The following is a 20,681-nucleotide window of genomic DNA, read 5'->3' on the forward strand; positions in this document are numbered from 1 at the left end:
ACCCTCACGCCCGGCTTTTGTCGAGATCAGCGGGGGGAACATCGTGAGGCGTCGACTGGCGATAGGGACGGGGGCCGCGGCCGCGGTGCTCGCGGCGGGCGGCGGGGTGGCCGTCCTGACGTGGCCGTCCGACCCGGTTCCGGTGGCTCTGCCGGAGTCGATCGCCTCGGCCCCGGCCGCCGCGGGGGCCAAGGCGGCTGCCGCGACGGCGGAGCCCACCGGTGTCCGCATCGACCGGGTGCCGCTGACCGCGCTGGGCCGCAAGTTCACCCTCCCGCAGCGAGACACCCAGCGGTTCAGCATGGTCAGCGTCAGCTGGAAGAGCCCGGCCGACAAGCCCGACGGCACGGTGCAGGTGCGCACCCGCGACGCGGGCAGCGGCGCCTGGACGGGCTGGAAGTCGCTGGAGGTCGCCGAGGAAGCGGCCGACCTCAAGGGGGAGCGGGCCGCGTCGCGCGGGGCCATGGAGCCGCTGTGGACCGGTCCGTCCAACGGTGTGGCGGCCCGGCTCGTCGGCTCGGGCACCAAGCCGCTGCCGGCCGAGCTGCGCCTCGCCCTGATCGACCCGGACGCGCCCGAGGCCGGTGGCCGCGGCGGCGGCGAGCCGGTTCCCGCCGTGCCGCCGGCCTCGGAGGCGCCGCCGGCCACCACGGCGCCGACCCAGGCCGCCACCACGAAGGCGGGCACCACGGCGCCCACGCCGCCCATGATCACCAAGCCCGTGCCCGAGGCCGCCACCACCACGGTGCCGCCGACGGTTCCCAAGCCGCCGCTGCCGGCCTATGTCTCCCGGGCCAAGTGGGGCGCCGACGAAAGCCTCGTGAAGGCCCCTCCGACCATCGCCAAAGAGGGCGTCAAGATGGTCTGGGTGCACCACACCGGCACCGAGGACAACCCGGTGACCTGTGCCGAGGTGCCGAAGTTCGTCAAGGCGATCATGGCCAACGACATCCGGGAGAAGGGCCTCGACGACATCGGGTACAACTACCTCGTCGACAAGTGCGGCACGCTCTACGAGGGCCGCAAGGGCGGGGTCACCGCGGCTGTCGTGGGCGCGCACGTGGCCGGCTTCAACACCGGCTCGACGGGGGTCGCCCTGATCGGTGACTACACCACCGAGCGGCCGGCCAACGCGGCGCTCACCACGATCGCCAAGCTCGCGGCGTCGCGCCTGGGGGCGTACGGCTTCGATCCGACCAGCACGGCGGACATGACCGCCGGCGTCACCGGTCTCAAGTGGCCGCTCGGCTCGACGGTGACGTTCCCGCGCATCGCCGGGCACAGCGACGGCACCGAGACCGAGTGCCCCGGCGCCGCGTTCTATCCGCTGATGGGTCAGCTGCGGGCCCGCGCCGCGCTGCCCGGCCTGGCCATCACCTCGGTCAGCGGCGGCGAGCCGACCACCGGCACCTACTACGTGCACGACAAGGGTCAGGTCCACTTCACCGTCGGCGGGGACGGCTCAAAGATCAGCCGGTTCGACCTGCTGGTCGACAGCAAGGTGGTCGCGACCGCCCCCGGCAACACGACCGCGGGGTCCGCTCCCTTCACCGTGACGCCCGGCTCGCACAACGCGGCCGTCCGGGTCGTGCACACCACCGGTGCCACCGACATCACGCCGGTCACGAAGATCATCGGTGACGTCATGAAACCGACGTTCCCGATCGCGCCGACGGTGGCGCTGAGGGCCGGCACCTACTCGGACACCGCCGTGCCGGTCGCGGTCAGCTTCAAGGCAGCCGACAACAACGGCAAGATCAGCCGACAGCGGGCGGTCTCGCCCAAGGACGTCCCGATGCTCGGCACCTCGACCCTGTGGAACGCGACCGTCAAGCCCAACGTCGCCGTGGCGTACTCCGTGCGGGCCAGCGACATGGCCTACAACGAGGGCGCCTCGGTCACCACGCGGACCATCGTCCAGATGCCCGAGAACCAGGCCAAGCGCACCGGCTCGTGGCAGACTCGGTCGGCCTCGACCTACCTGGGCGGCCGGGCTTCCGCCGGCCGGGACAAGAACGCCAAGCTGGCCTACACGTTCAACGGCCGCGCGGCCGCGCTGACCTTCACCCGTACGCCCGCCACGGGCCAGGCCATCGTGCTGGTCGACGGGGTCAAGGTGGCCACCGTGGACACCAAGGGCCCGGCGACCGCGCACCGCCAGACGATCTGGGTCAAGGCTCTGACCGCCAAGACCCACACCGTCTCGGTGGTGGTCGTGGGCACGCCCGGCCGGCCGACCGTGATCTCGGACGGCCTCACGTACGTCAAGTAGTCAGCCGGTCCGGCGGGCCTGGGCCCGCCGGTCCGGGCCCGCCCCGGGGGCCGGGGTCGGGGGCAGCGTGAACCAGAAGGTCGCGCCGTGCCCGTCCTCGCCCTCGGCCCAGATCTCGCCGCCGTGGCGCTCGACCGCCCGGTGCACCGTGGTCAGGCCGATGCCGGTGCCGGGGAAGTCCTCGGCGCTGTGCAGGCGGGCGAACGGCCGGAACAGCTCGCCGGCCTTGCCCGCGGGGAAGCCGGCCCCGTTGTCGCGCACGTAGAAACCCTCGGCGGCGTGCCCCACCTCGACCGCCGGGCGCTCGACCTTGCGGGTGAACTTCACGGCGTTGTTGATGAGGTTCTCCAGAATCACCCGGACCAGGCCCTCGTCGGCGTCCGCCCGCAGTCCGTCGTGGACGGTGAAGGCCACCTTGTGCTCCGGGTCGCGGGCCTCGACCTCGCCGATCACCTGCCACGTCGTGATGGTCAGGTCGAACTCGGCCCGGCGCAGGTCACCGCGGCTGGCCCGGGCCAGGATGAGCAGCGACTCGACCAGGTCGGCCATCCGGTGGGCGGCGGCCTGGATGCGGCTCAGCCGGCGCCGGGCCTCCGTGCTCAGCGGGTCGTCCTCGTCGTCCAGCATGTGCTCGGCGAAGCTGCTGATCACCTGGAGCGGGCCGCGCAGGTCGTGCGACACCGAGCCGGAGAACGCCTCCAGCTCGCGGTTGCGCCACTCCAGCTCCTCGACCAGCGCCGCCCGGGTCTCGGCGAGCCGGCGGGCCGAGCGCTCCTCGGCCGCGTCCAGCTCGCGGCGCATCAGCTCCTCACGGATGCGGCGGCTCTCGTCGTGCGACTGCTTGCGGCGGATCTGGGTGCGCACGTGGGCCCGCAGCGCGTCCGAGCCGGAGTCGGCCCGGACGTAGTCGTCGGCCCCCGATGCGAGGCAGGCCAGCATGTCGTCGTCGGTCGCGCCGGTCATCACCACCGGCGTCTCGCCGATCACCGGTACTTCCTTGATCCGCCGGCAGGCCTCGCGGCCCAGCTCGCCGCTGAGCCCCAGGCCCAGCACGATGCAGTCGACCGGCTGCTCGGCCAGCAGGTCGAGCGCGTCCTCGGTGACGGCCACCGTGATCACGTCGTACCCCTCGTCGCGCAGCGCCTCGGCCAGCTCGGTCAGCCGCTGCCGGTCGGGGGTCAGCGCCATCACCTTGCTCGGCCCGTGCAGGCTGCCGGTGACCTGGATCGGCAGCTGCTCGGCGCTCTGCCGCAGCACCGCGTTGAGCTTGGCCGGCACGATCGCCAGGTTCTGCTGCTTGCGGACGAAGGCGTCGGCCCCGGCGTCGAGCATCTGCAGCTCGGTGGCGTAGTCGTCGGCCGCGGTCATCAGGATGCACGGGATGTCGCGCAGCGCCGGGTCGAGCCGGATCCGGCGGATCACCGTGGCCCCGTCGATGCCGGGCATGACGCCGTCGACGATGACCGCCTGCGGCCGCCGGTCGGCCGCCACCCGCAGGCCGTCCTCGCCGCTGGGCGCGGTCAGCACGGCGTACCCCTCGCTCTCCAGCAACTCGCGGAGCTGCTCGCGGAAGGTCATGCTGTCGTCCACGATGAGCACCGTGGTGCGGTCGTCGGTCTGGTCCGGGCCGTCGCGCAGCAGCTGGCGCACCCGGGCCACGACATAACTCGCGTCGTACGGCTTCCCGACGTATTCGTCGGCCCCGATGCGCAGCCCGGCCAGCCGATCGGCGACCTCGTCCTCGCTGCTCAGCAGCACCGTCACCACCCGGGCCCGGCTCGGCATGCCGCGCAGCTCGGTGAGCAGCTCCAACCCGTCGGCGTCGGGCAGCAGCACGTCGAGCACGGCCACGTCGAACTCGTCGCCGACGAAGGCCGCGCGCGCCTCGGCCCCGGTGGCGCACAGGACGGTCCCGAAACCGTCGGCCTCGAAGGCCTCGTGCAGGTCCATCCGGACGGTGAGGCTGTCGTCGACGATCAGCACGCGATGGGTCATCGCCGGCTCCCCGCGGGCTGGAGCTCGACGAGCCGCGCCGCGATCCGGGCCGGCGGCAGGATGTAGGCGGCCGCGCCGATCAGGGCGGCCTCGCGCGGCATCCCGTAGACCACACAGCTCGCCTCGTCCTGGGCGAAGGTGACCGCACCCCGCGAGCGCATGGTCAGCAGGCCGTGGGCGCCGTCGCGGCCCATACCGGTGAGCAGGCAGCCGGCCGCGGTCGGGCCGTACTCGGCGGCCACCGACTCGAACAGCACGTCGACCGACGGGCGGCAGGAGTGCCGGGGCGGGGCGTCGCTGACCCGCAGCATGCCGTCGCGCACCAGCAGGTGCCGGTCGGGCGGGGCGAGCACGACCCGGCCGGTCAGGGCGCCCACCGGCGTCCGGTCCCGGGCGTAGCTGACGTCGCGGCCGGTCTGCCCGGCCAGCCAGTCGGAGAACGCCACCGCGAACGGTTCGCTGGCCGCGATGTGCTGCACACACAGCACCGGCGGCAGGAAGCCGGCCGGCAGTGCCCGCAGCAGCTCGGTCAGCGCGCCCGGACCGCCGGTGGAGGCGCCCAGCGCCACCGCGCGCAGGGTGTCGGTCAGCGGCGGCTGCGCGAGCGCCGGCACCGGGGCCGGGGAAGCGGGCGGCTCGGCGCCGGGGCGGCCCCGGCCGTCCAGCCGGGCCCGCGGGTGGGTGATCACCCGGATGCGCGAGACCAGGCGTACGGCCGCGCGGAGCCGCCGCCCCCAGTCGGCGTCGGTCTCGTCGCCCCGCGGTTTCTCCAGCACGTCGACCGCGCCCGCGGCCAGGGCGTTGTACGTGCTGAACAGCTCACGACGGTCAGCCGACGAGACCACCAGGATCGGCGTCGGGTGCTCGGCCATGATGTGCTCGGTGGCGACCAGCCCGGTCATCGTCGGCAGCATCATGTCCATGGTCACCACGTCGGGCCGCAGCCGGGCGACCATCGCGACCGCCTCGCCGCCGTCGGCCGCCTCGCCGACGACCTGCAGCTCGGGGTCGGCGGCGAGCGACTCGCGCAGGTGGTGACGCATGGTCGCGGAATCCTCGACGAGCAGGACACGGATCATCAGAGGATCAGCCTCCGGATGTGGGCCAGCAGTTCCTCCTGGTTGAACTCGCCCTTGATGACGTACGCGGCCGCGCCCGCCTCGGCGCCCCGGCGCTTGTCGTCCGCGCTGGCCCGCGAGCTCACCAGGATCGACGGCACGTGGGCCAGTTGGGGGTCCGCCTTCGTCCGGGCGACGAACGTGAAGCCGTCGATGCCGGGCATGTCGATGTCGGAGAGATACAGCCCGTACTGGCGGCTGCGGGCCCGCTCCAGGCCTTCCTCGCCCGAGGCGGCCAGGTCGACCTCGTAGCCGGCCGACTCGAGGATGCTGCGCTCGAGCATGCGGGTGGTCAGCGAGTCGTCGACGACCAGGATCGGCATCCGGGGCTTGACCGTCGCCGAGTTGTCGCCGCGGGCGGTGGCGCTCTCCTGGCGGGCCTCGGCGACCAGCCCGTGCGCGTCCAGCACGAGCCGCGGGTTGCCGTCCAGGTCGATCGACACGCTGCCGATCACCGCGGCCGCCGGGGCCAGGTCGGGCAGCGGGCGGGCGACCAGGGTGGAGGTGCCGGCCAGCCGGTCGACGCCGATCGCCACGGTGTCCCGGTCGGCCGTGAGCACCACCGCCACCCCGGAACGGGCTTCGTCGTCACCCGGCGGGACGTGCAGGGCCTGAGCCAGCGGCAGGAACGGCAGCACCTCGCGCTCGTGCGCCAGGCGGGCGGTGGCCGTCGCGGTGGCCATCTCGCCGGCGGACAGGCGTACGCAGCGGCGCACGGCGTCCAGCGGCATCGTGGCCGTCGTCCCGCCCGCCTCGACGATCAGGCCACTCATGCTGAGCAGGGTCAGCGGCACGACCAGGCGGACGGTGGCGCCCTGGCCGGGCCGGTTGGCGATGGTGACCTCGCCGCCCAGTTGCAGGGCGACGTCGCGGGCGACGTCCATGCCGATGCCGCGACCGGCCACGTCGGTGACTCCCGGGGCGGTGCTGATCCCGCCGTGCAGCACCAGGTCGATCAGCCCCTGGGCGCCCGGGTCGGCCCCGGGGGCCAGCAGGCCGCGCTCCTCGGCGGTGCGGCGCAGGGCAGCCAGGTCGAAGCCGCGCCCGTCGTCGACGCAGCGGAACTCGGCATAGCGGCCGCGCCGCTCGACCTGGACGGTGACCGTGCCCTCGGCGGGCTTGCCGGCAGCCCGGCGCTGAGCCTCGGGCTCGATGCCGTGCACGACCGCGTTCCGGACGACGTGCAGGAAGGCGCTGCTGATCAGGTTGAGCAGGTTGGGGCCCATCCGGACGTCGGCCCCGCTGGCCTGGAACCGCACCACCTTGCCCTCGGCGTCGGCGGCGTCGCGCACGGCCCGGCGCAGCGCGGTGAAAATCGATCCGGCCGGCACCAGGCGCAGCCCCTCGGCCCGGCCCCGCACCTCGTCGAGCTCGCGTTCGACCTGGTCGACGGCGTCGGTGAGGCGGCGGCCGAGGGCGCCCAGCTCGCCCGCCAGGCGCCGCACGGAGGTCCGAGCGGAGGCGTCGGAGATCGTGGTGCGGCCGACCCGCATGCGCTCGCCCAGCGTCTCGACGTTGCGGTGCAGGCGGCCCAGCGTGCGGCCGCCGTCGCGCAGCGGCGCGATCCGGGAACTGGCCTCGCCGATCGCGTCGAGCAGGTCGTCGAGGTCGGCGGTGGCGGCCCGCTCGGGCCGGTCCGAGGCCGCGTCGGCTCCCCGGGCCAGATCGGCGTCGGTGGTGGCCTGGTCGACCTCGGCCTGCGTGGTCGGCTCGTTGAGCGGAACCGTGCGGACCGCTGCCTCCGGCTCGGCCGGGGCCGGCTTGGCGGCGGCCGGCGCGGGCGCCGACAGGGCGGTCACAAACCCGGAGATCTCGTCGTTCAGGCGCAGGAGTTCGCGCATCTGCTCGGCCGGCAGGGACGGCGTGCTCTCGTCCCGGTGCGGGACCAGCACCTCCTCGAACTCGTGGGCCCGCTCGGCGATCTCCTGCTGCTTGACGACCCGGGCCGCGCCCTTGAGGGTGTGCGCGAACCGCAGCAGCCGGGCGACCACGTCGGCCTCGGGCTGCTGATCCAGGTCGAGCACGCCCGCGCTGATCTGGTCGACCAGTTCCCGTGCCTCGATCCGGAAATAGCGCAGCGGATCCCGCCCGCTCATCAGTGTCGTCCGGTGCCGACCAGGTCCAGCAGCTCGCTGGAGAGCGTGGTGAGATGGGCCGCGGTCTGCTTGGTCTGCACGGCGCTGGCCTCGGTCTCGCGGGTGACCCGGGCGGTGTCCGAGGCGGCGATGTTGACCTGCTCGACCGCGGTGGTCTGCTGTTTGGTCGAGAGCTCGATCTCGCGGGTCGCGTCGCTGGTGGTGGCGACCAGCCCGGCGATCCGGCGGAACGAGCTGGTGGCGTCGTCGAACTGCCGGGAGCCGGAGTCGACCGCCTTGGCGCCGATCTCGGTGGCCATCACGGTCGTGTTGACCGCCCCGCGGACGTCCTCGATGAGCGCCCGGATCTCCTTGGCCGACCCGGCCGTGCGGTCGGCCAGCTTGCGGATCTCCTCCGCCACCACCGCGAACCGGCGGCCCCACTCGCCGGCCCCGCTGGCCTCGATCGTGGCGTTGATGGCCAGGATGTTGGTCTGCTCGGCCAGCTCGGACACCAGGTCGGCGACCCCGCCGATCTGCTGCGACTTCTCGCCCAGGGCCAGCATGTGCTGCACGATCTGGTCGACCTGGGTGCGGATCGCGGCGATCGAGGCGCGGGTCTGCTCCACGGTGGCGTCACCGGTGCGGGCCGCGTCGGCCGTCTCCTCGGCGATCTTGGAGACCCGCTGGGCGCTGTCGGCGATCTGCCGCGAGGTGATCAGCAGCTCGCTGATGGTCGTGGTGATCTCGTTCATCGCGCTGGCCTGATCCCGGCCGCCCGAGGCCTGCTGGGCCGCGGCCGCCTGGAGCTCGGCCGAGGAGCTCTGGATGTGCCCGACGGCGGCGCCCACCTCCCGGCGCAGGTCGCGGCCCAGCTTCCAGGCCACCCCGGCGGAGCCCAGGATCAACGCCGCGCCGAGCACGATGATGAAGACCATCGACATGGTGGCCCGGGTCGACGACTCGTCGCGGCGGGTGTCCACCACCGTCGACTGCCGATCGATCAGACCGGCGATCGCCTGCTGCACGGCGATCCGGGCCGCCTTCAAGTCCTGGTTACCGGCGATCTGGGTGACGCTGCGCAGGTCGGTCATGCGCGAGCGCTGCTCCATCACCGGCGCCAGGATGGTGGCGTGCTTGTCCTCGGCGGCGGCGACGGCGTTGAGCAGCTCCAGCGACGGCGGATCGGTCATCGACTTCCTCAACGTGGCCATCTGGGCCAGGAACCTCGTCCGGTCGGCGGCGGTGGCGGTGCGATACTCGTCCGAGCCGACGAGCAGGTAGGCGCGGTAATCGGCGATCCGCGACTCCATGTAGGCACTGAGTGCCTCCGACCCCACCAGGTTCACCCGGGCCGACGTGATCACGCCGTCCTTGCTGTTGAGCACATAGCGCAGGGTCAGCACCGAGGTCGCCGTCATCAGCAGCGTGAGCGCCAGGGTCAGCGCGAAGCCGGCCGCGAGCTTCGTGCCGAAAGTGCGGTCCGCCATCATGGTGCCTCCTCCTCGTCGGTGGCCTGTGCGTGCCCGGCCAGGCCGTGCACCAGGGTCCGCATGGCCGGGATGTCGATGATCGGGCGGCTGCCGCCGGGCAGGTCGACCAGCCCGCGCAGGGTGCCGCCGCGCCCGTGGCCGCCGTCGTCGCCGCCGTTCTCGCCCGCCTCGCGGATGATGTCGGAGACCGCCGCGCGGACATGCCCGTCGAGCTCGTGGAAGGCCAGGCCCAGCCGGGGCGAGCCGGCCGCCAGCACCAGCCAGCGGGGCACGTCGGCGATCGGGTGGCCGAGCAGCGCGGCCAGGTCGTAGACGGGCACCACGGCCCCGGCGAACCCGGCCAGCCCGAGCAGCGCGGGCAACGGGCCGGGCAGCGGCGTCACGGGCCGGTCCGGGTGCACGCCCGAGCTCTGCGAGAGCTTGATCGCGTACGGGCGGCCACCGGCCCGGATCGTCAGGAGCTCCAGGTGCTCCTCGTCGTGGCTGCGGGCGGGTTCGGCGAACGACTGGTCGAAGTCGTCCCGCAGCCGGCGCAGCCGCCGGCCGACGCTGCCGGGCGCGGCGGTCACGGGTACACCCCGCAGGCGTCGAGCTCCGAGCGGCACTGCACCGTCAGCGCGATCCGGCCGAACCCGCCACCGAACAGCGTGATCCGCTCGTCGTCCTCCCGGGCCAGCAGCTCCAGCGCCCGCTCCAGCTCACCCGCCGCGGCGCGGTCGTCACCCTGCCGCCGGGCGAGCTGGCCCAGCCTCATCCGGGGCAGAGCGAAACCCGGGTCCAGGTACGCCGCCAGACGGTACTGGCCGATGGCCTCGGCGACCGCCGACCCGTCCTCGAGGCACAGCCCGAGCAGTTGATGCGCGTCCGGGTTGAGCCCGTTCTCGTCGCTGAGCCGGCGGGCCAGCGCGATCGCCTCGTCGAGTCGTCCAGCCTGCGCCAGCAGCACGCCGTGCAGCAGCCGGTCGCGCCGGCGCAGCGGACCCGGCCGGGGCCCGTCGACCAGCGCCAGCGCGTCGGCGAAACGCTCCTGGCGGAGCAGGTCGAGAGCCCTCTCGTACGTGTTGTTGTCCACCGGGGGTGCGGCCGCCGGCACCATCCGCGGCTCATCGGCCTCCGGCAGGGACGAGATGCGCTGGGCCGGGGTCGGGCCACCGGCGCGGCGGTAGTAGAACGACTGATGGGTGTGCCGCAGCTCCAGCCCAACCGGGTCGCTGCCCAGCGAGTCGGTGTGCCCGAGGAACAGGTAACCCCCCGGCACCAGAGCGTCGGTCATCCGCGCGACCAGCGCCGAGGTCACGGCCGGGGTCAGATACATCAGCAGATTGCGGCAGAAGATCACGTCGTACTGCCCGGAACGCCACAGGTCGTCGTCGGGCTCGGCCACGTTCGTCCGCTGGAACCGGACGAGCTTGCGGATCTCGTCGACCACCCGGAACCCGCCGTTCTCGGCCCGGAACCAGCGCCGGCGCACCTGGTCCGGCGTCTCCCGCAGCGACCAGGCCGAATACCAGGCGGCCTCGGCCTTGCGCAGCACCAGCGGGTTGGCGTCGACCCCGGTCACGCTGATGATCCAGTCGGGGTCGGGCCGCACCTGCCGCCCAGTGATGGCCAGCGAGTAGGCCTCCTCGCCCGACGAGCAGGCGACCGACATCATCCGCAACGTCCGCTGCGAGGCCCGGGCCACGGCCCGCTCGGGCAGCGCGTCCTCCCGCAGCGCGGCGAACTGCTCGCCGTGCCGGAAGCAGTAGGTCTCGGTGATGCTGAGCCGCTCGACGAGCACGGTGAGCTCGGAGTCCCACCGCCGCGCGCCCAGCCGGGCCAGATAGGCGTCCTTGCTCATGCCGTTCTCGTCGGCCCGGCTCTGCAGCAGGGTGCTCAGCTGCTGGGCGTCGTTGTCGGCGAAGGTCCAGCCCAGCAGCCGGGCCAGCAGCTCCCGGAAGCGGGCGGCGGTGGCGGTCGGGCTCACGACAGCTCGCCCGCGTTCACGGCAGCGGCTTCCCAGACGTCGTCGGGGACGGCCCGCATGCTCTGCAGCAGCAGGAGCGGCTCGGTGCCGAGCGTGCCGACCCCCGCGACCAGGCGGGTGCTGCCCCCGCCGAGCAGGGCCGGGTGGCCGCCGGTGGCCTCGGCCTCGACGTGGCGGATACCGAGGATGTCCCCGGTGGCGAACGCGATGGCGCCGCGCTCGGTGCGCACGGCCAGGTAGCGGTCGGCCTCGGCCGGCCCGCCGCCGAGCAGCCGGGACACGTCGATCACCGGGGTCGGGACGCCGCGCAGCACGGCGATGCCCCGGACGAAGGCGGGGGTGCCGGCCAGCGGACGGGTCTCGAGCGGCCGCATGGTCTCGATGACCTCGTCCAGCCCGAGGGCGCAGAGCAGCGGCCCGGCCCGGAAGACGAGCGCAACCACCCCGGCGCCCTGGGCCTCGTCGGCGTGCGCGGGCGCTTGTCCGTACTGCCGCATTCGCTCAGATTAGCCAGACTTCTTCCTGCTTATCCGAGAATGCTTCATACAGCCGAGCCGGTCGGGCGCCCTGTCAGCCGATCATGATCGGTCGCTGTCCGGGCGGTGCGGGCCGGAGAACCAGTCGATCGGCTCCGGGTCGGGTTGGTCCAGCGGCTCGGCGCGGCGGCCGGCCACGGGCAGGCCCGGGTCGATGCGGCCGGGGCCGGGCGGCGCTTGATGGCGGCCCGGGCCGGGGCCGGCCCCGAACGGCGTGTCCGCGACCGCGGTGTCCTCAGGTGCAGTCGTCCTGGGTAGCGGCGGCCAGTTCTCCGGGGTCCGGGTCATCGCGGTGGCAGCCGACGAGCGGGTCATCGCGGCGGCGGCCGTGGAGCGGCTCATCGCGGCGGCCGCCGCGGAGTGAGCCATCCCGCCCGGCCGATCCGCCGGGCGTACTTCTTCGTCCGAGTCCGAGTTCGGCGGCGGCGCCGGTGCGGTGGTGGCCGGGTTCGTGGCCGGCCACAGCCGGGGGCGGCGGCGCGCCGCCAGGTCCTCGGCCCAGCCGAAGATCAGCATCGCGCCCAGCGTGAGCGCGAACGCCACCGCCAGATCGGTCACCGCCCCGGCCCGGTCACCCAGGTCGTCCAGCGCGAGCACGGTCAGCACCGGCCACACCGCGGCGATCGCGGTGTTGTGCCACAGATAGATCGTCACCGCCCGCGCGTTGATCACCGAGACCGCGTGGTCGAGCGGGCGGACCCGGGCCAGCCAGCCCATCGCCGGCTGCCAGCGCAGCACCACCAGTACGAACGCCAGCGACCAGAGCGCCTGCGCCTCGGTCACGTCGTTGAGGTCGAGGGTGCCGTAATCGTGGGCGAACCAGAACGCCCCCGCCCCCATGGCCAGCGCCACCGGGAAGGCCACCCACGGCTTCAGGCGGGCCAGCCGGCCGTCGTGGTGGGCGAAGCCGGCGATCCAGCACGCGCCGTACGTCACGAAGTCCCACAGCGCGGCGTCGGCCGTCTCCGGCAGTTCGAAGCCGGTCACGTCGAGCCCCGCCATGATTACCAGCGGCAGCGCCACGGCGGCCCAGCCGATCCGCCGGTACAGGGCGTAGAGCACCGGCGAGAGCAGGACGAACCAGAGGTACGCGCGGAGGTACCAGAGCGGTTCCCAGACGTCGACGGCCTGGTCGCTGCCGGGCGGGTCGCCGATCGGCAGGATCCAGAACGCCAGGGTGGCCGGGCTGAACGGATGCTCGCCGTCACTCTCCGTGGCCCAGCCGGCGACCAGCATGACCGGCACCGCGATCAGGCCCAGCAGCCACAGAGGGGGGAGCAGCCGGCGCAGGCGGGAGGTCACCACCCGGGCGGCGTCCCGCTTGTCCAGGGAGGCGGCGGTCAGCGAGCCGGCCAGGGCGAACATGATGCCCATGGCGGGCAGCAGGATGGACAGCCACGGCCATCCGAACAGGTGGTAGACGATCACCCGGACGATTGCGGCGGCACGGAGCAGATCCAGGTAGCGGTTGCGCACCGCGACGAGGTTGCCAGTTTGATCGGGGACGGTGCGACCTCCGCACGGACGGTAACAACGACACCGCCGGCTTACCCCGTACGCATGAACTGTCCGAATTGTCTGTGCGGTTGTGCGACGTCTGTGCAGTGCCCGCCAACGGCAAAACCCCAGTTCGCCGTACGGATGGCAGTGACGCCGGAGAGTGCGGCGGTGGTCCTGGCCCCGAAGCGGGAAGTGACCGTGCCCGGTTTGTGACGTTGACCTCCGGTGGGAGCGACCCGGAGCGGCCGGGTGGCCGAAGGAGAACGGGGATTACGGGGTTATGCGGAAACCAGTCGTGGTGGTCTCAGCAGCGGCGGCCTTACTGCTGGGGGGCGGCTTCGTGGCGACCTCGGCCGCCGCCGACGAGAGGCCGGACTCGCCGGGCTGGAGCACGTTCTGGTGGCCCGACCTGTTCGGTGGGGACTCGTCCGGCGACGAGGACGACAGCGATTTCCTGGCCGACGACCGGGAGCCGTTCTCGGACCGCGGTCCGGCCGAGCGCCCCGCGCTCGACGACACCGACCAGCCGGACGACGACGCCGGGCCGGACGACGACACCGGGCTGGACGACGCCGGGCCGGATGACGGCACCGGGCCGGATGACGGCACCGGGCCGGACGACTCCACCGGGGACGACGCCGCTCAGCTGGACGACGCCGCCCAACCGGACGACTCGGCCGGGCCGGACGCCGCCGCGGGGCCGGACGACGCCGATCAGCAGGACCCCGGCTCGTCCCCGTCGCCGGACGGCTACGAACTGCCGGGTGACGAGGCCGGTCAGGCACCCCGCCGGGCCGTCGACGTCCGGCAGCGTCCGCAGGCGGCGCGACCGGCTCAGCGCCAGCCCGTACGGAAAACGCAGCCGCAGCGCAGGCAGCTGCGGCAACCCACCACCGTCCTGGCAGCCGCCCGCCAGGCAGTGACCTCCCGCGACGTCTCGGCCAGCCCGTCCGCACCCGTGCAGCAGCGTGTCCTGCGGCTGATCAACCAGAACCGGCGGCAGGGCGGCTGCGCACCGTTCAAGCTGGACCGCCGGCTGATCGAGGCGGCCAACCGGCACGCCTCCGACATGGCCCGCCGGCGCTACTTCGACCACGACTCGCCGCGCGGTGACGACGCGGGCGACCGGGTGCGCGACGCCGGCTACCGGTGGAAGCGCTACGGCGAGAACATCGCCCGCGGCGCCGACAGCCCGTGGGAGGTCGTGAACGGCTGGATGAACAGCCGGGTGCACCGGCAGAACATCCTCGACTGCCGCCTGCACGAGATGGGTGTGGGCCTGGCCATCTCGCGCGACCGCACCCCGTACTGGGTGCAGGATTTCGCAACGCCACAATCCTGATCAAAATCTCCTCAACCGGCGTGTGCGCGAGCCGATCTGCTCTACCGGTTTCGCGCCACGCTCCCGTCCTCGGATCCGTGTGCGGCGTAGCTGTGCTTCTATGTGCGCACACGTTTCCCGGGGAGGAACCACAGTGGGATCCAGACGGATTGCAGCCGGAGTCGCCTTGGCGGCGATGGTCGGCGGCGGTCTCGGCGCGGTGGCGCTGTCGCCGGCCGGTGCGGGCGCCGCTGTGCGCACACCGGTCGCGACGGTGGTCACCAAGGCGGCCGCGGGCTGCTCGACCGGCAAGTACCAGAAGCAGGTCGAGGGCTACATCAACAAGCTCGGCATGTTCGGCAAGACCAAGGTCGACGGCAAGCAGTCGGCCGCCGACTGCAAGATCATTGTCAAGTTCCAGAAGCGGTACGGCATCCTGCCCGCCGCCGGTCTGGCCGGTCCGACGACGTTCGACGTGGCCAAGCGGCTCGCCGCCACCAGCGTCGCGGCGTGCAAGCCCAAGAAGTCGGGCTACACGTTCTGCGTCAACCTGACCCAGCAGACGTCGTGGATCATGAAGAACGGCAAGCAGTTCGCCGCGCCGACGGTGGTCCGCTCGGGCATGAAGAACTACCGCACGCCCTCGGGCACCTACAAGATCAATAAGCGCACCAAGAAGGAATGGTCCGACCCGTACGACGTCTGGCTGCCCTACTGGCAGCGATTCCAGGGTGGCAAGGGCTTCCACCAGACGACGACCTACATCCACGACAAGTGGCGCGGGTCGCACGGCTGCGTCAACCTGCTGCCGAACGACGCCCGGACCTACTGGAACGTGGGCAAGATCGGCATGACGGTCAAGCTGATCGGGCGTCGTCCCGGCACCTGATCGCCACGGTGAGCATCGGACGAAGGCGGGTCGCCCCTGGGCAGCCCGCCTTCGCCCGTTTCTTGTCGGTGCCCCGACATAGAGTGGCGTGCGTGTCCGAACTCCCACGCCGCCGTCCGCGTTCCCTCGTTCTCGCCGCGGCGGGGGTCCTGCTGGTCTCGTCGACCGCCGCCTCCTGCAACGAGGAGCAGACCGACGTCCGTCTCGGCGCGGCCGCCCGCGGCACGGTGTCCGAGATCGTCGAGGCGCCCGGCTCGGTGACCGCCCGGGCCGCGGCCACGGTCAGCGCCCCCTCGGCCGGCACCCTCGACGACCTGCGGGTCGAGCCCGGCCGCCGGGTCGGCAAGGGTCAGGTGCTCGCCGTCATCGACGCGCCTGAGCTCGAGGCCCGTCGCCGGTCGGCCGAGCGCGCGCTCGACGAGGCGTCCCGGGGCGGGGGCCCGGTCGGCGGCACGTCCGGCTTCGTCTCCGTCCGGCGCCGGACCGACAAGCAGGCCGCCGACGCCTTCAAGGAGGCCCGCGAGGCCGCCGCCAAGATCACCGACCCCGCCCTGCGCGAGGTGCTGCTGAAGCAGGTCGACGCGGCGAATGAGCAATACACGGCGGCCTCGGCGGCGGCCGCGGACGCGCTGCGCTCGGTCCAGCAGGGCGTGGCGTCGCTGGGTGAGGCGGTCAGCTCGCTCTCGGCCGCGCAACGGCTGCAGGCCCAGCAGGCCTACGAGCTGGCCGACGCCGCCGTCGAGGCCCTGACCATCCGGGCCCCGGTGGCCGGCGTGGTGCAGTTCGGCGGCACCGCCGGCGCGAGCCCCTCGTCGCTGGGCGACCTGCTGGCCGGCGGGGGCGGCGCCGCCCCGGCCGCGGCCGGCAGCGGCAGCGGCCTGCCCGGCGTCGACACCGCCGTGCCCCGCGGCGCCTTCGTCGCGGCCGGCACACCCCTGTTCACCGTGGTCGACGTGAGCCGGCTGGGCCTGCTGGCCGAGGTCGACGAGACCGACGTGCTGCTGGTCAAGGCCGGGGTCAAGGCGACCGTCGAGCTCGACGCGGCCACCGGGGCGAGCTATGCGGCCACCGTGCGCTCGATCGACCTGCTGCCGACGACCTCGGCCCGCGGCGGGGTGTCGTACAAGGTCCGCTTGGATCTCGCCGAGGCCGCTGACGCGCCGACCCCGCGGCCCGGCATGAGCGCGGTGATCCGGCTCCAGGTCCGCGAGGCCGACGACGCGGTCACCGTGCCCGCCTCGGCGATCATCAACGTCGACGGGCGCGACACGGTGTGGGCGGTCCGCGGCGACAGCTACGAGCGGGTGCCGGTCACCCTCGGCGTCCAGGGGGAGGACGTCGTCCAGGTCACCGGCGGTCTCGACGCCGGGCAGCGGATCGCGGTCTCCGGCGCCGACGAGATCCAGCCGGGTGACAAGGCCTCATGACCGCGGCCATCGTCGCCACCGAGGTCAGCCGCACCTACGACCTCGACGGCGTCTCCGTGTCCGCGCTGCGCGGGGTGTCGCTGACCATCGAGCCGACCGACTACCTGGCCATCGTCGGCACCTCCGGTTCGGGCAAGTCGACGCTGATGCACCTGCTCGGCGGTCTCGACCGGCCCACCGGCGGCACCCTGCTGATCGGCGGGCGTGACGTCTCGGGGCTCACCCCCGGCGAGATGGCCAAGCTGCGCAACGAGACGATCGGGTTCGTCTTCCAGTCCTTCCACCTGCTGGCCCGCACCACCGCCCGTGACAATGTCGCCCTGCCGCTGGTCTATCGGGGCATCGGCCGGCGCGAGCGGCGGCAGCGGGCCACCGAGATGCTCGAGCGGGTCGGTCTGGCCCACCGGCTCGACCACCGGCCCAACCAGATGTCCGGCGGCGAGCAGCAGCGGGTGGCGATCGCCCGGGCCCTGGTCACCGGCCCGTCGGTGCTGCTGGCCGACGAGCCGACCGGCAACCTCGACTCGGCCACCGGTCAGTCCGTGCTCGCCCTGCTCGAGTCGCTCAACGGCGAGGGAGTGGCTGTCGTGCTGGTCACCCACGACCGCGAGGTGGCCGCCCGGGCCCACCGCCAGATCGTCATGAAAGACGGCCTGATCGTCTCCGAGGCCTCGGTATGAGGCTGGCCGAGGCGTGGCGGGTCGCCCTCGACGCGCTGCGGGCCAACCGGCTGCGCAGCGTCCTGACCATGCTCGGCGTGGTGATCGGGGTGGCCGCGGTGGTCGCGCTGGTCGGCATCGGCACGGGCACCAAGGGCCAGATCGAGCAGCAGGTCGAGGGGCTCGGCTCCAACCTGTTGCTGGTCGTGCCCGGCCGCCTCGAGGCCGGCTCGGCGCCCGCCGCCTCCACGATGACCCTGGACGACGTCGAGGCCGTGGCCCGGGTGGTCGGCGACCGTGACCGGGTGGCCGCCACCATCGCCTCGGGTGAGACCGTGCGCGCCGGTTCCCGGACGGCTTTCGGCAGCATGCAGGGCGTCCTGGAGAACACGCCGAGTGTCTTCGTGCGCCGGCTCGACCGGGGTTCCTACCTCACGCGTACGGATGTGACGACCGGCCGACGGGTGGCGGTGCTCGGCGCCGGCACGGCCACCACCCTGTTCGGCGACCGTGACCCGATCGGCCGGCAGATCACCATCGGCGGGGTCCGGTTCCGGGTGATCGGCACGTTCGAGCGGCTCGGGCAGAGCCTCGGTGTCGACCGTGACAGCGAGGTCCACGTGCCCGTCACCGCGGCCCAGCGGCTGCTCGGCACCGACCGCATCGACGGCCTGGCGATCCGCGCCCCCGACCGCGAGCGCATCAACCAGCTCAGCACGGCCGTGGTCGACACGCTGACCGACCGCCACCCCGACAGCGACTTCAGCGCGGTCACCCAGGAACAGATCCTCGGCGTGCTGGGCGACATCCTCGGGGTGCTCACCGGCGTGCTGGCCGCGATCGCCGGCATCAGCCTGCTCGTCGGCGGCGTCGGCGTCTCCAACATCATGCTGGTCTCGGTCCGCGAGCGGACGAAGGAGATCGGCTTGCGCAAGGCCGTCGGTGCCCGCCCGCGCGACATCGGCGTGCAGTTCCTGCTCGAGGCCGTCCTGCTCACCACCATCGGCGGTGTCCTGGGCATGGCCCTCGGCGTGACCTCGGCGTTGCTGGTCGACGCGCTGTCCCCGGTGCCGGCCGCGATCACCTGGTGGTCGCTGGCCCTGGCCTTCGGCGTCTCGGCGATCGTCGGCATCGTCTTCGGCGTCGTCCCGGCCCAGCGAGCCGGCCGCCTCGACCCCGTCGTCGCGTTGCGTACCGAGTGAGCCGGCCACCGATCCCGGCACCCCTGATGGTCCTGACCGCCATCGCGTCGGTGCAGGTGGGCAGCGCGATCGCCACCGGTCTGTTCGACGAGCTCGGCGCCACCGGGGTGACCTTCCTGCGCCTGGCGCTGGCCGCCGTCATCCTCGCCGCGATCACCCGGCCCCGGCTCCGCTCCTGGTCACCGCAGGCCTGGCGGGCGGCGGCGCTGCTCGGCGTGGCGATGGCCGGGATGAACCTGATCTTCTATCTGGCCCTGGCCACCGTCCCGCTCGGCATCGCGGTGACCGTCGAGTTCCTCGGCCCGCTGCTGCTCGCCGTCGTGCAGACCCGCCGGGTGCTCGACCTGGTGTGGGCCGCGCTGGCTGCCTCGGGAGTGTTGCTGCTCGGCTTCGACAGCGGCGGTTCAGCCCCGCTGAGCGGGCTGGTGCTCGCCTTCGTGGCCGGGTTGTTCTGGGCGGCGTACATCGTGCTCAGCGCCCGGCTCGGCGGTCTCGTCCCCGGCACCGGCGGGCTGGCCGTCTCGCTGGCCGTGGCCGCGGTGCTGGTGCTGCCATTCGGGGCCGGCGGGGCCGCCGGGGTGATCGGCCACCCGGCGTTGCTGCTCGGCGCGGCCACCGTGGCCGTGCTGTCGTCCGTGCTCTCGTACGGACTCGAGATCAACGCCCTGCGCCACATCCCGACCCGGGTCTTCGGCATCCTGATGAGTCTCGAACCGGCGGCCGCCGCGGTGGCCGGCCTGATCCTGCTGAGCCAGCGTCTAGGCTGGGCCGAGATCGTCGCGCTGCTGCTGGTGACCCTGGCCAGCGCCGGCGTCACCCTGGCCCAGCGCGACCGCGCCCGGGCCGCGGCCTAAGCCCGGGTCTCGTCCCGGCTCCTGCGCGCCGCGAGTGGCAGCGTGCCTCGAAACGACCCCAACGGCTCAAGATTCGGGCGGCGCGGCCGATCGGTTCGGTGAACGAGGGAGGTCGGCCGACGGTGCGCTATCAGCTCCGCGACGAGCAGGGGGCAACCCACAGCGTCGCGTATCTGATGTTGGCCGCTGCGCCGGTTGTGTTTGTCACCGGCATCCTGTTGCCCGACGAACACCCCTGGCCCTGGGTCATCGCCATCTCGTTGACCTGCACGTTCATGGCCGCCGTGGGCGCGATGGCGCTGCGCCGGCCCGGCTGGATCCCGCGGCTGTGGTGGCTGGCCGCCCCGTTCGTGGCCATCGCGATCATCGCCGGCATGAACTACGCCTCGCACGACGCCAGTGCCGGCGCGCAACTCTTCTACCTGTGGCCGGTCCTGTACGCGGCCAACTTCCTCAGCCACCGCATGGCGGCGCTGGTCCTGGCGCTGATCTCGGCCGGCCACGCCGCGGTGGCGTTCTCCACGCTGACCACGGCCAAGGCCCTGTCCGACTGGATCTCGGTGACCGTCGCCCTGAGCCTGACCTCGTTCGTCGTGACGTCGCTGCGCAACCGCAACGACCGGCTGCGGCACGTGCTCGAATCGCAGGCGCTGGCCGACCCACTTACCGGCGTCGGCAACCGGCGGTCCTTCGACGACGAGCTGACCCGCGCGGTCACCTGGGCCCGCCGGGGCGGCGAACCGCTCGCCCTCATCTCGGTCGACATCGACTACTTCAAGAAGATCAACGACACGTACGGGCACGGCGTGGGCGACCAGGCCATCCAGGTCGTCGCGAACGCGCTGCGGGTGATCGCCCGCCGCGAACAGGACGTGGTCGCGCGGCTCGGTGGCGACGAGTTCGTGGTGCTGCTGAGAACCGACCGGGCCAACGCCGGCCGCGCCGCCGACGAGGTGCGGGTGGTCCTCGATGCCGTCGAGGGTCTGCCCTGTGGGCCACCCGGCCTGAGCATCGGCATCGCCGTGCTGCCGGACCACGCGTCCACGGCCGACGAACTCCGGGCGGCGTCGGACGCCGCCCTCTACGAGGCCAAACAGAACGGCCGAGGTCGTACGGCCATGGCCCGCCCACCCGCACCGAGGCAGGCCGCCAACCGCCCTACCGGAGTTCGCGCAGGCGGTTGAGCGTGCGGCTGACGTCGGTGTGCCGGCGTCGCCACTTCGCGGGCGTCGCCACTTCGCGGGCGTCGCCACTCCGCAGGCGTCGCCGCGGCCAGGCTGAGCCTCGGCTGCGGTATAGCTCGGTGTCGGTGTGGCCGGCTATCTGCGCGGCGGCTGGGTCAGCGGTTGGTCCCGCGGCGCGGCGGCTGGGTCA

Annotated in this window: 16 protein-coding genes; 8 read left to right on the forward strand and 8 right to left on the reverse strand. The window is 73.1% G+C overall.

Going from position 1 to position 20,681, the window contains the following annotated elements; translation table 11 throughout:
- The first annotated feature begins 43 nt into the window (after nucleotides 1–43).
- The gene (locus tag NAG42_RS45115; RefSeq protein ID WP_250035172.1) at nucleotides 44–2,272 is read left to right on the forward strand and encodes an N-acetylmuramoyl-L-alanine amidase; all 2,229 of its coding nucleotides are present in this window, start codon (nucleotides 44–46) and stop codon (nucleotides 2,270–2,272) included.
- On the opposite strand, the gene NAG42_RS29700 is transcribed toward NAG42_RS45115, so the two are convergent.
- The 8 genes from NAG42_RS29700 to NAG42_RS29735 all read right to left on the reverse strand — a co-directional run bounded on the left by NAG42_RS29700 (nucleotide 2,273) and on the right by NAG42_RS29735 (nucleotide 12,931).
- Nucleotides 2,273–4,267, reverse strand: coding sequence for a response regulator (locus NAG42_RS29700; RefSeq protein ID WP_250035173.1), 1,995 nt, complete (start codon nucleotides 4,265–4,267; stop codon nucleotides 2,273–2,275).
- The gene (gene cheB / locus NAG42_RS29705; RefSeq protein WP_250035174.1) at nucleotides 4,264–5,346 is read right to left on the reverse strand and encodes a chemotaxis-specific protein-glutamate methyltransferase CheB; all 1,083 of its coding nucleotides are present in this window, start codon (nucleotides 5,344–5,346) and stop codon (nucleotides 4,264–4,266) included. The genes NAG42_RS29700 and cheB overlap by 4 nt, the downstream gene beginning before the upstream one ends.
- Nucleotides 5,346–7,481, reverse strand: coding sequence for a hybrid sensor histidine kinase/response regulator (locus NAG42_RS29710; RefSeq protein ID WP_250035175.1), 2,136 nt, complete (start codon nucleotides 7,479–7,481; stop codon nucleotides 5,346–5,348). The genes cheB and NAG42_RS29710 overlap by 1 nt, the downstream gene beginning before the upstream one ends.
- The gene (locus NAG42_RS29715; RefSeq protein ID WP_250035176.1) at nucleotides 7,481–8,950 is read right to left on the reverse strand and encodes a methyl-accepting chemotaxis protein; all 1,470 of its coding nucleotides are present in this window, start codon (nucleotides 8,948–8,950) and stop codon (nucleotides 7,481–7,483) included. Before NAG42_RS29715 ends, NAG42_RS29710 begins: the two co-directional genes overlap by 1 nt.
- Nucleotides 8,950–9,522 carry a chemotaxis protein CheW gene (locus NAG42_RS29720; protein WP_250035177.1) on the reverse strand — a complete coding sequence of 191 codons (573 nt, stop codon included), beginning with the start codon at nucleotides 9,520–9,522 and terminating at the stop codon, nucleotides 8,950–8,952. The genes NAG42_RS29715 and NAG42_RS29720 overlap by 1 nt, the downstream gene beginning before the upstream one ends.
- A complete protein-coding gene (locus NAG42_RS29725; protein ID WP_250035178.1) occupies nucleotides 9,519–10,919 on the reverse strand; it encodes a CheR family methyltransferase in 1,401 nt (466 codons plus the stop codon). The genes NAG42_RS29720 and NAG42_RS29725 overlap by 4 nt, the downstream gene beginning before the upstream one ends.
- Nucleotides 10,916–11,416: a chemotaxis protein CheW gene (locus NAG42_RS29730; RefSeq protein ID WP_250035179.1), complete on the reverse strand. Its 501-nt coding sequence runs from the start codon at nucleotides 11,414–11,416 to the stop codon at nucleotides 10,916–10,918. Before NAG42_RS29730 ends, NAG42_RS29725 begins: the two co-directional genes overlap by 4 nt.
- Before the next feature lie 81 nt (nucleotides 11,417–11,497).
- Nucleotides 11,498–12,931, reverse strand: coding sequence for an acyltransferase family protein (locus NAG42_RS29735; protein WP_250035180.1), 1,434 nt, complete (start codon nucleotides 12,929–12,931; stop codon nucleotides 11,498–11,500).
- A gap of 304 nt (nucleotides 12,932–13,235) precedes the next feature.
- Here NAG42_RS29735 and NAG42_RS29740 point away from each other — a divergent pair, with 304 nt between their 5' ends.
- The 7 genes from NAG42_RS29740 (at nucleotide 13,236) to NAG42_RS29770 (ending at nucleotide 20,491) form a co-directional block, all read left to right on the forward strand.
- Nucleotides 13,236–14,297, forward strand: coding sequence for a CAP domain-containing protein (locus NAG42_RS29740; protein ID WP_250035181.1), 1,062 nt, complete (start codon nucleotides 13,236–13,238; stop codon nucleotides 14,295–14,297).
- 175 nt (nucleotides 14,298–14,472) lie between these two features.
- Nucleotides 14,473–15,165, forward strand: coding sequence for a L,D-transpeptidase (locus NAG42_RS29745; RefSeq protein WP_250035496.1), 693 nt, complete (start codon nucleotides 14,473–14,475; stop codon nucleotides 15,163–15,165).
- A gap of 92 nt (nucleotides 15,166–15,257) precedes the next feature.
- Nucleotides 15,258–16,592, forward strand: coding sequence for an efflux RND transporter periplasmic adaptor subunit (locus tag NAG42_RS29750; protein ID WP_250035183.1), 1,335 nt, complete (start codon nucleotides 15,258–15,260; stop codon nucleotides 16,590–16,592).
- Entirely contained in the window at nucleotides 16,589–17,272 is a 684-nt protein-coding gene (locus tag NAG42_RS29755) for an ABC transporter ATP-binding protein (RefSeq protein ID WP_438872461.1), read from the forward strand. The genes NAG42_RS29750 and NAG42_RS29755 overlap by 4 nt, the downstream gene beginning before the upstream one ends.
- On the forward strand, nucleotides 17,269–18,453 hold the full coding sequence (locus NAG42_RS29760; protein ID WP_250035184.1) for an ABC transporter permease: 1,185 nt from the start codon (nucleotides 17,269–17,271) through the stop codon (nucleotides 18,451–18,453). The genes NAG42_RS29755 and NAG42_RS29760 overlap by 4 nt, the downstream gene beginning before the upstream one ends.
- A gap of 26 nt (nucleotides 18,454–18,479) precedes the next feature.
- Nucleotides 18,480–19,307, forward strand: a complete 828-nt coding sequence (locus NAG42_RS29765) for an EamA family transporter (RefSeq protein WP_250035185.1) — start codon at nucleotides 18,480–18,482, stop codon at nucleotides 19,305–19,307.
- Nucleotides 19,308–19,429: 122 nt separating this feature from the next.
- Nucleotides 19,430–20,491, forward strand: coding sequence for a GGDEF domain-containing protein (locus NAG42_RS29770; RefSeq protein ID WP_250035186.1), 1,062 nt, complete (start codon nucleotides 19,430–19,432; stop codon nucleotides 20,489–20,491).
- Nucleotides 20,492–20,681 lie beyond the last annotated feature (190 nt).

Origin of the sequence: Paractinoplanes maris (genome assembly GCF_023544465.1) — a bacterium.
Lineage (GTDB): Bacteria > Actinomycetota > Actinomycetes > Mycobacteriales > Micromonosporaceae > Actinoplanes > Actinoplanes maris.

Coding starts and splice junctions, on each gene's coding strand:
- NAG42_RS29700 (WP_250035173.1), bottom strand. CDS start 4,267: ATGACCCATCGCGTGCTGATCGTCGACGACAGCCTCACCGTCCGGATG.
- cheB (WP_250035174.1), bottom strand. CDS start 5,346: ATGATCCGTGTCCTGCTCGTCGAGGATTCCGCGACCATGCGTCACCAC.
- NAG42_RS29710 (WP_250035175.1), bottom strand. CDS start 7,481: ATGAGCGGGCGGGATCCGCTGCGCTATTTCCGGATCGAGGCACGGGAA.
- NAG42_RS29715 (WP_250035176.1), bottom strand. CDS start 8,950: ATGGCGGACCGCACTTTCGGCACGAAGCTCGCGGCCGGCTTCGCGCTG.
- NAG42_RS29730 (WP_250035179.1), bottom strand. CDS start 11,416: ATGCGGCAGTACGGACAAGCGCCCGCGCACGCCGACGAGGCCCAGGGC.
- NAG42_RS29740 (WP_250035181.1), top strand. CDS start 13,236: ATGCGGAAACCAGTCGTGGTGGTCTCAGCAGCGGCGGCCTTACTGCTG.
- NAG42_RS29745 (WP_250035496.1), top strand. CDS start 14,473: ATGGTCGGCGGCGGTCTCGGCGCGGTGGCGCTGTCGCCGGCCGGTGCG.
- NAG42_RS29755 (WP_438872461.1), top strand. CDS start 16,589: ATGACCGCGGCCATCGTCGCCACCGAGGTCAGCCGCACCTACGACCTC.
- NAG42_RS29760 (WP_250035184.1), top strand. CDS start 17,269: ATGAGGCTGGCCGAGGCGTGGCGGGTCGCCCTCGACGCGCTGCGGGCC.
- NAG42_RS29765 (WP_250035185.1), top strand. CDS start 18,480: ATGGTCCTGACCGCCATCGCGTCGGTGCAGGTGGGCAGCGCGATCGCC.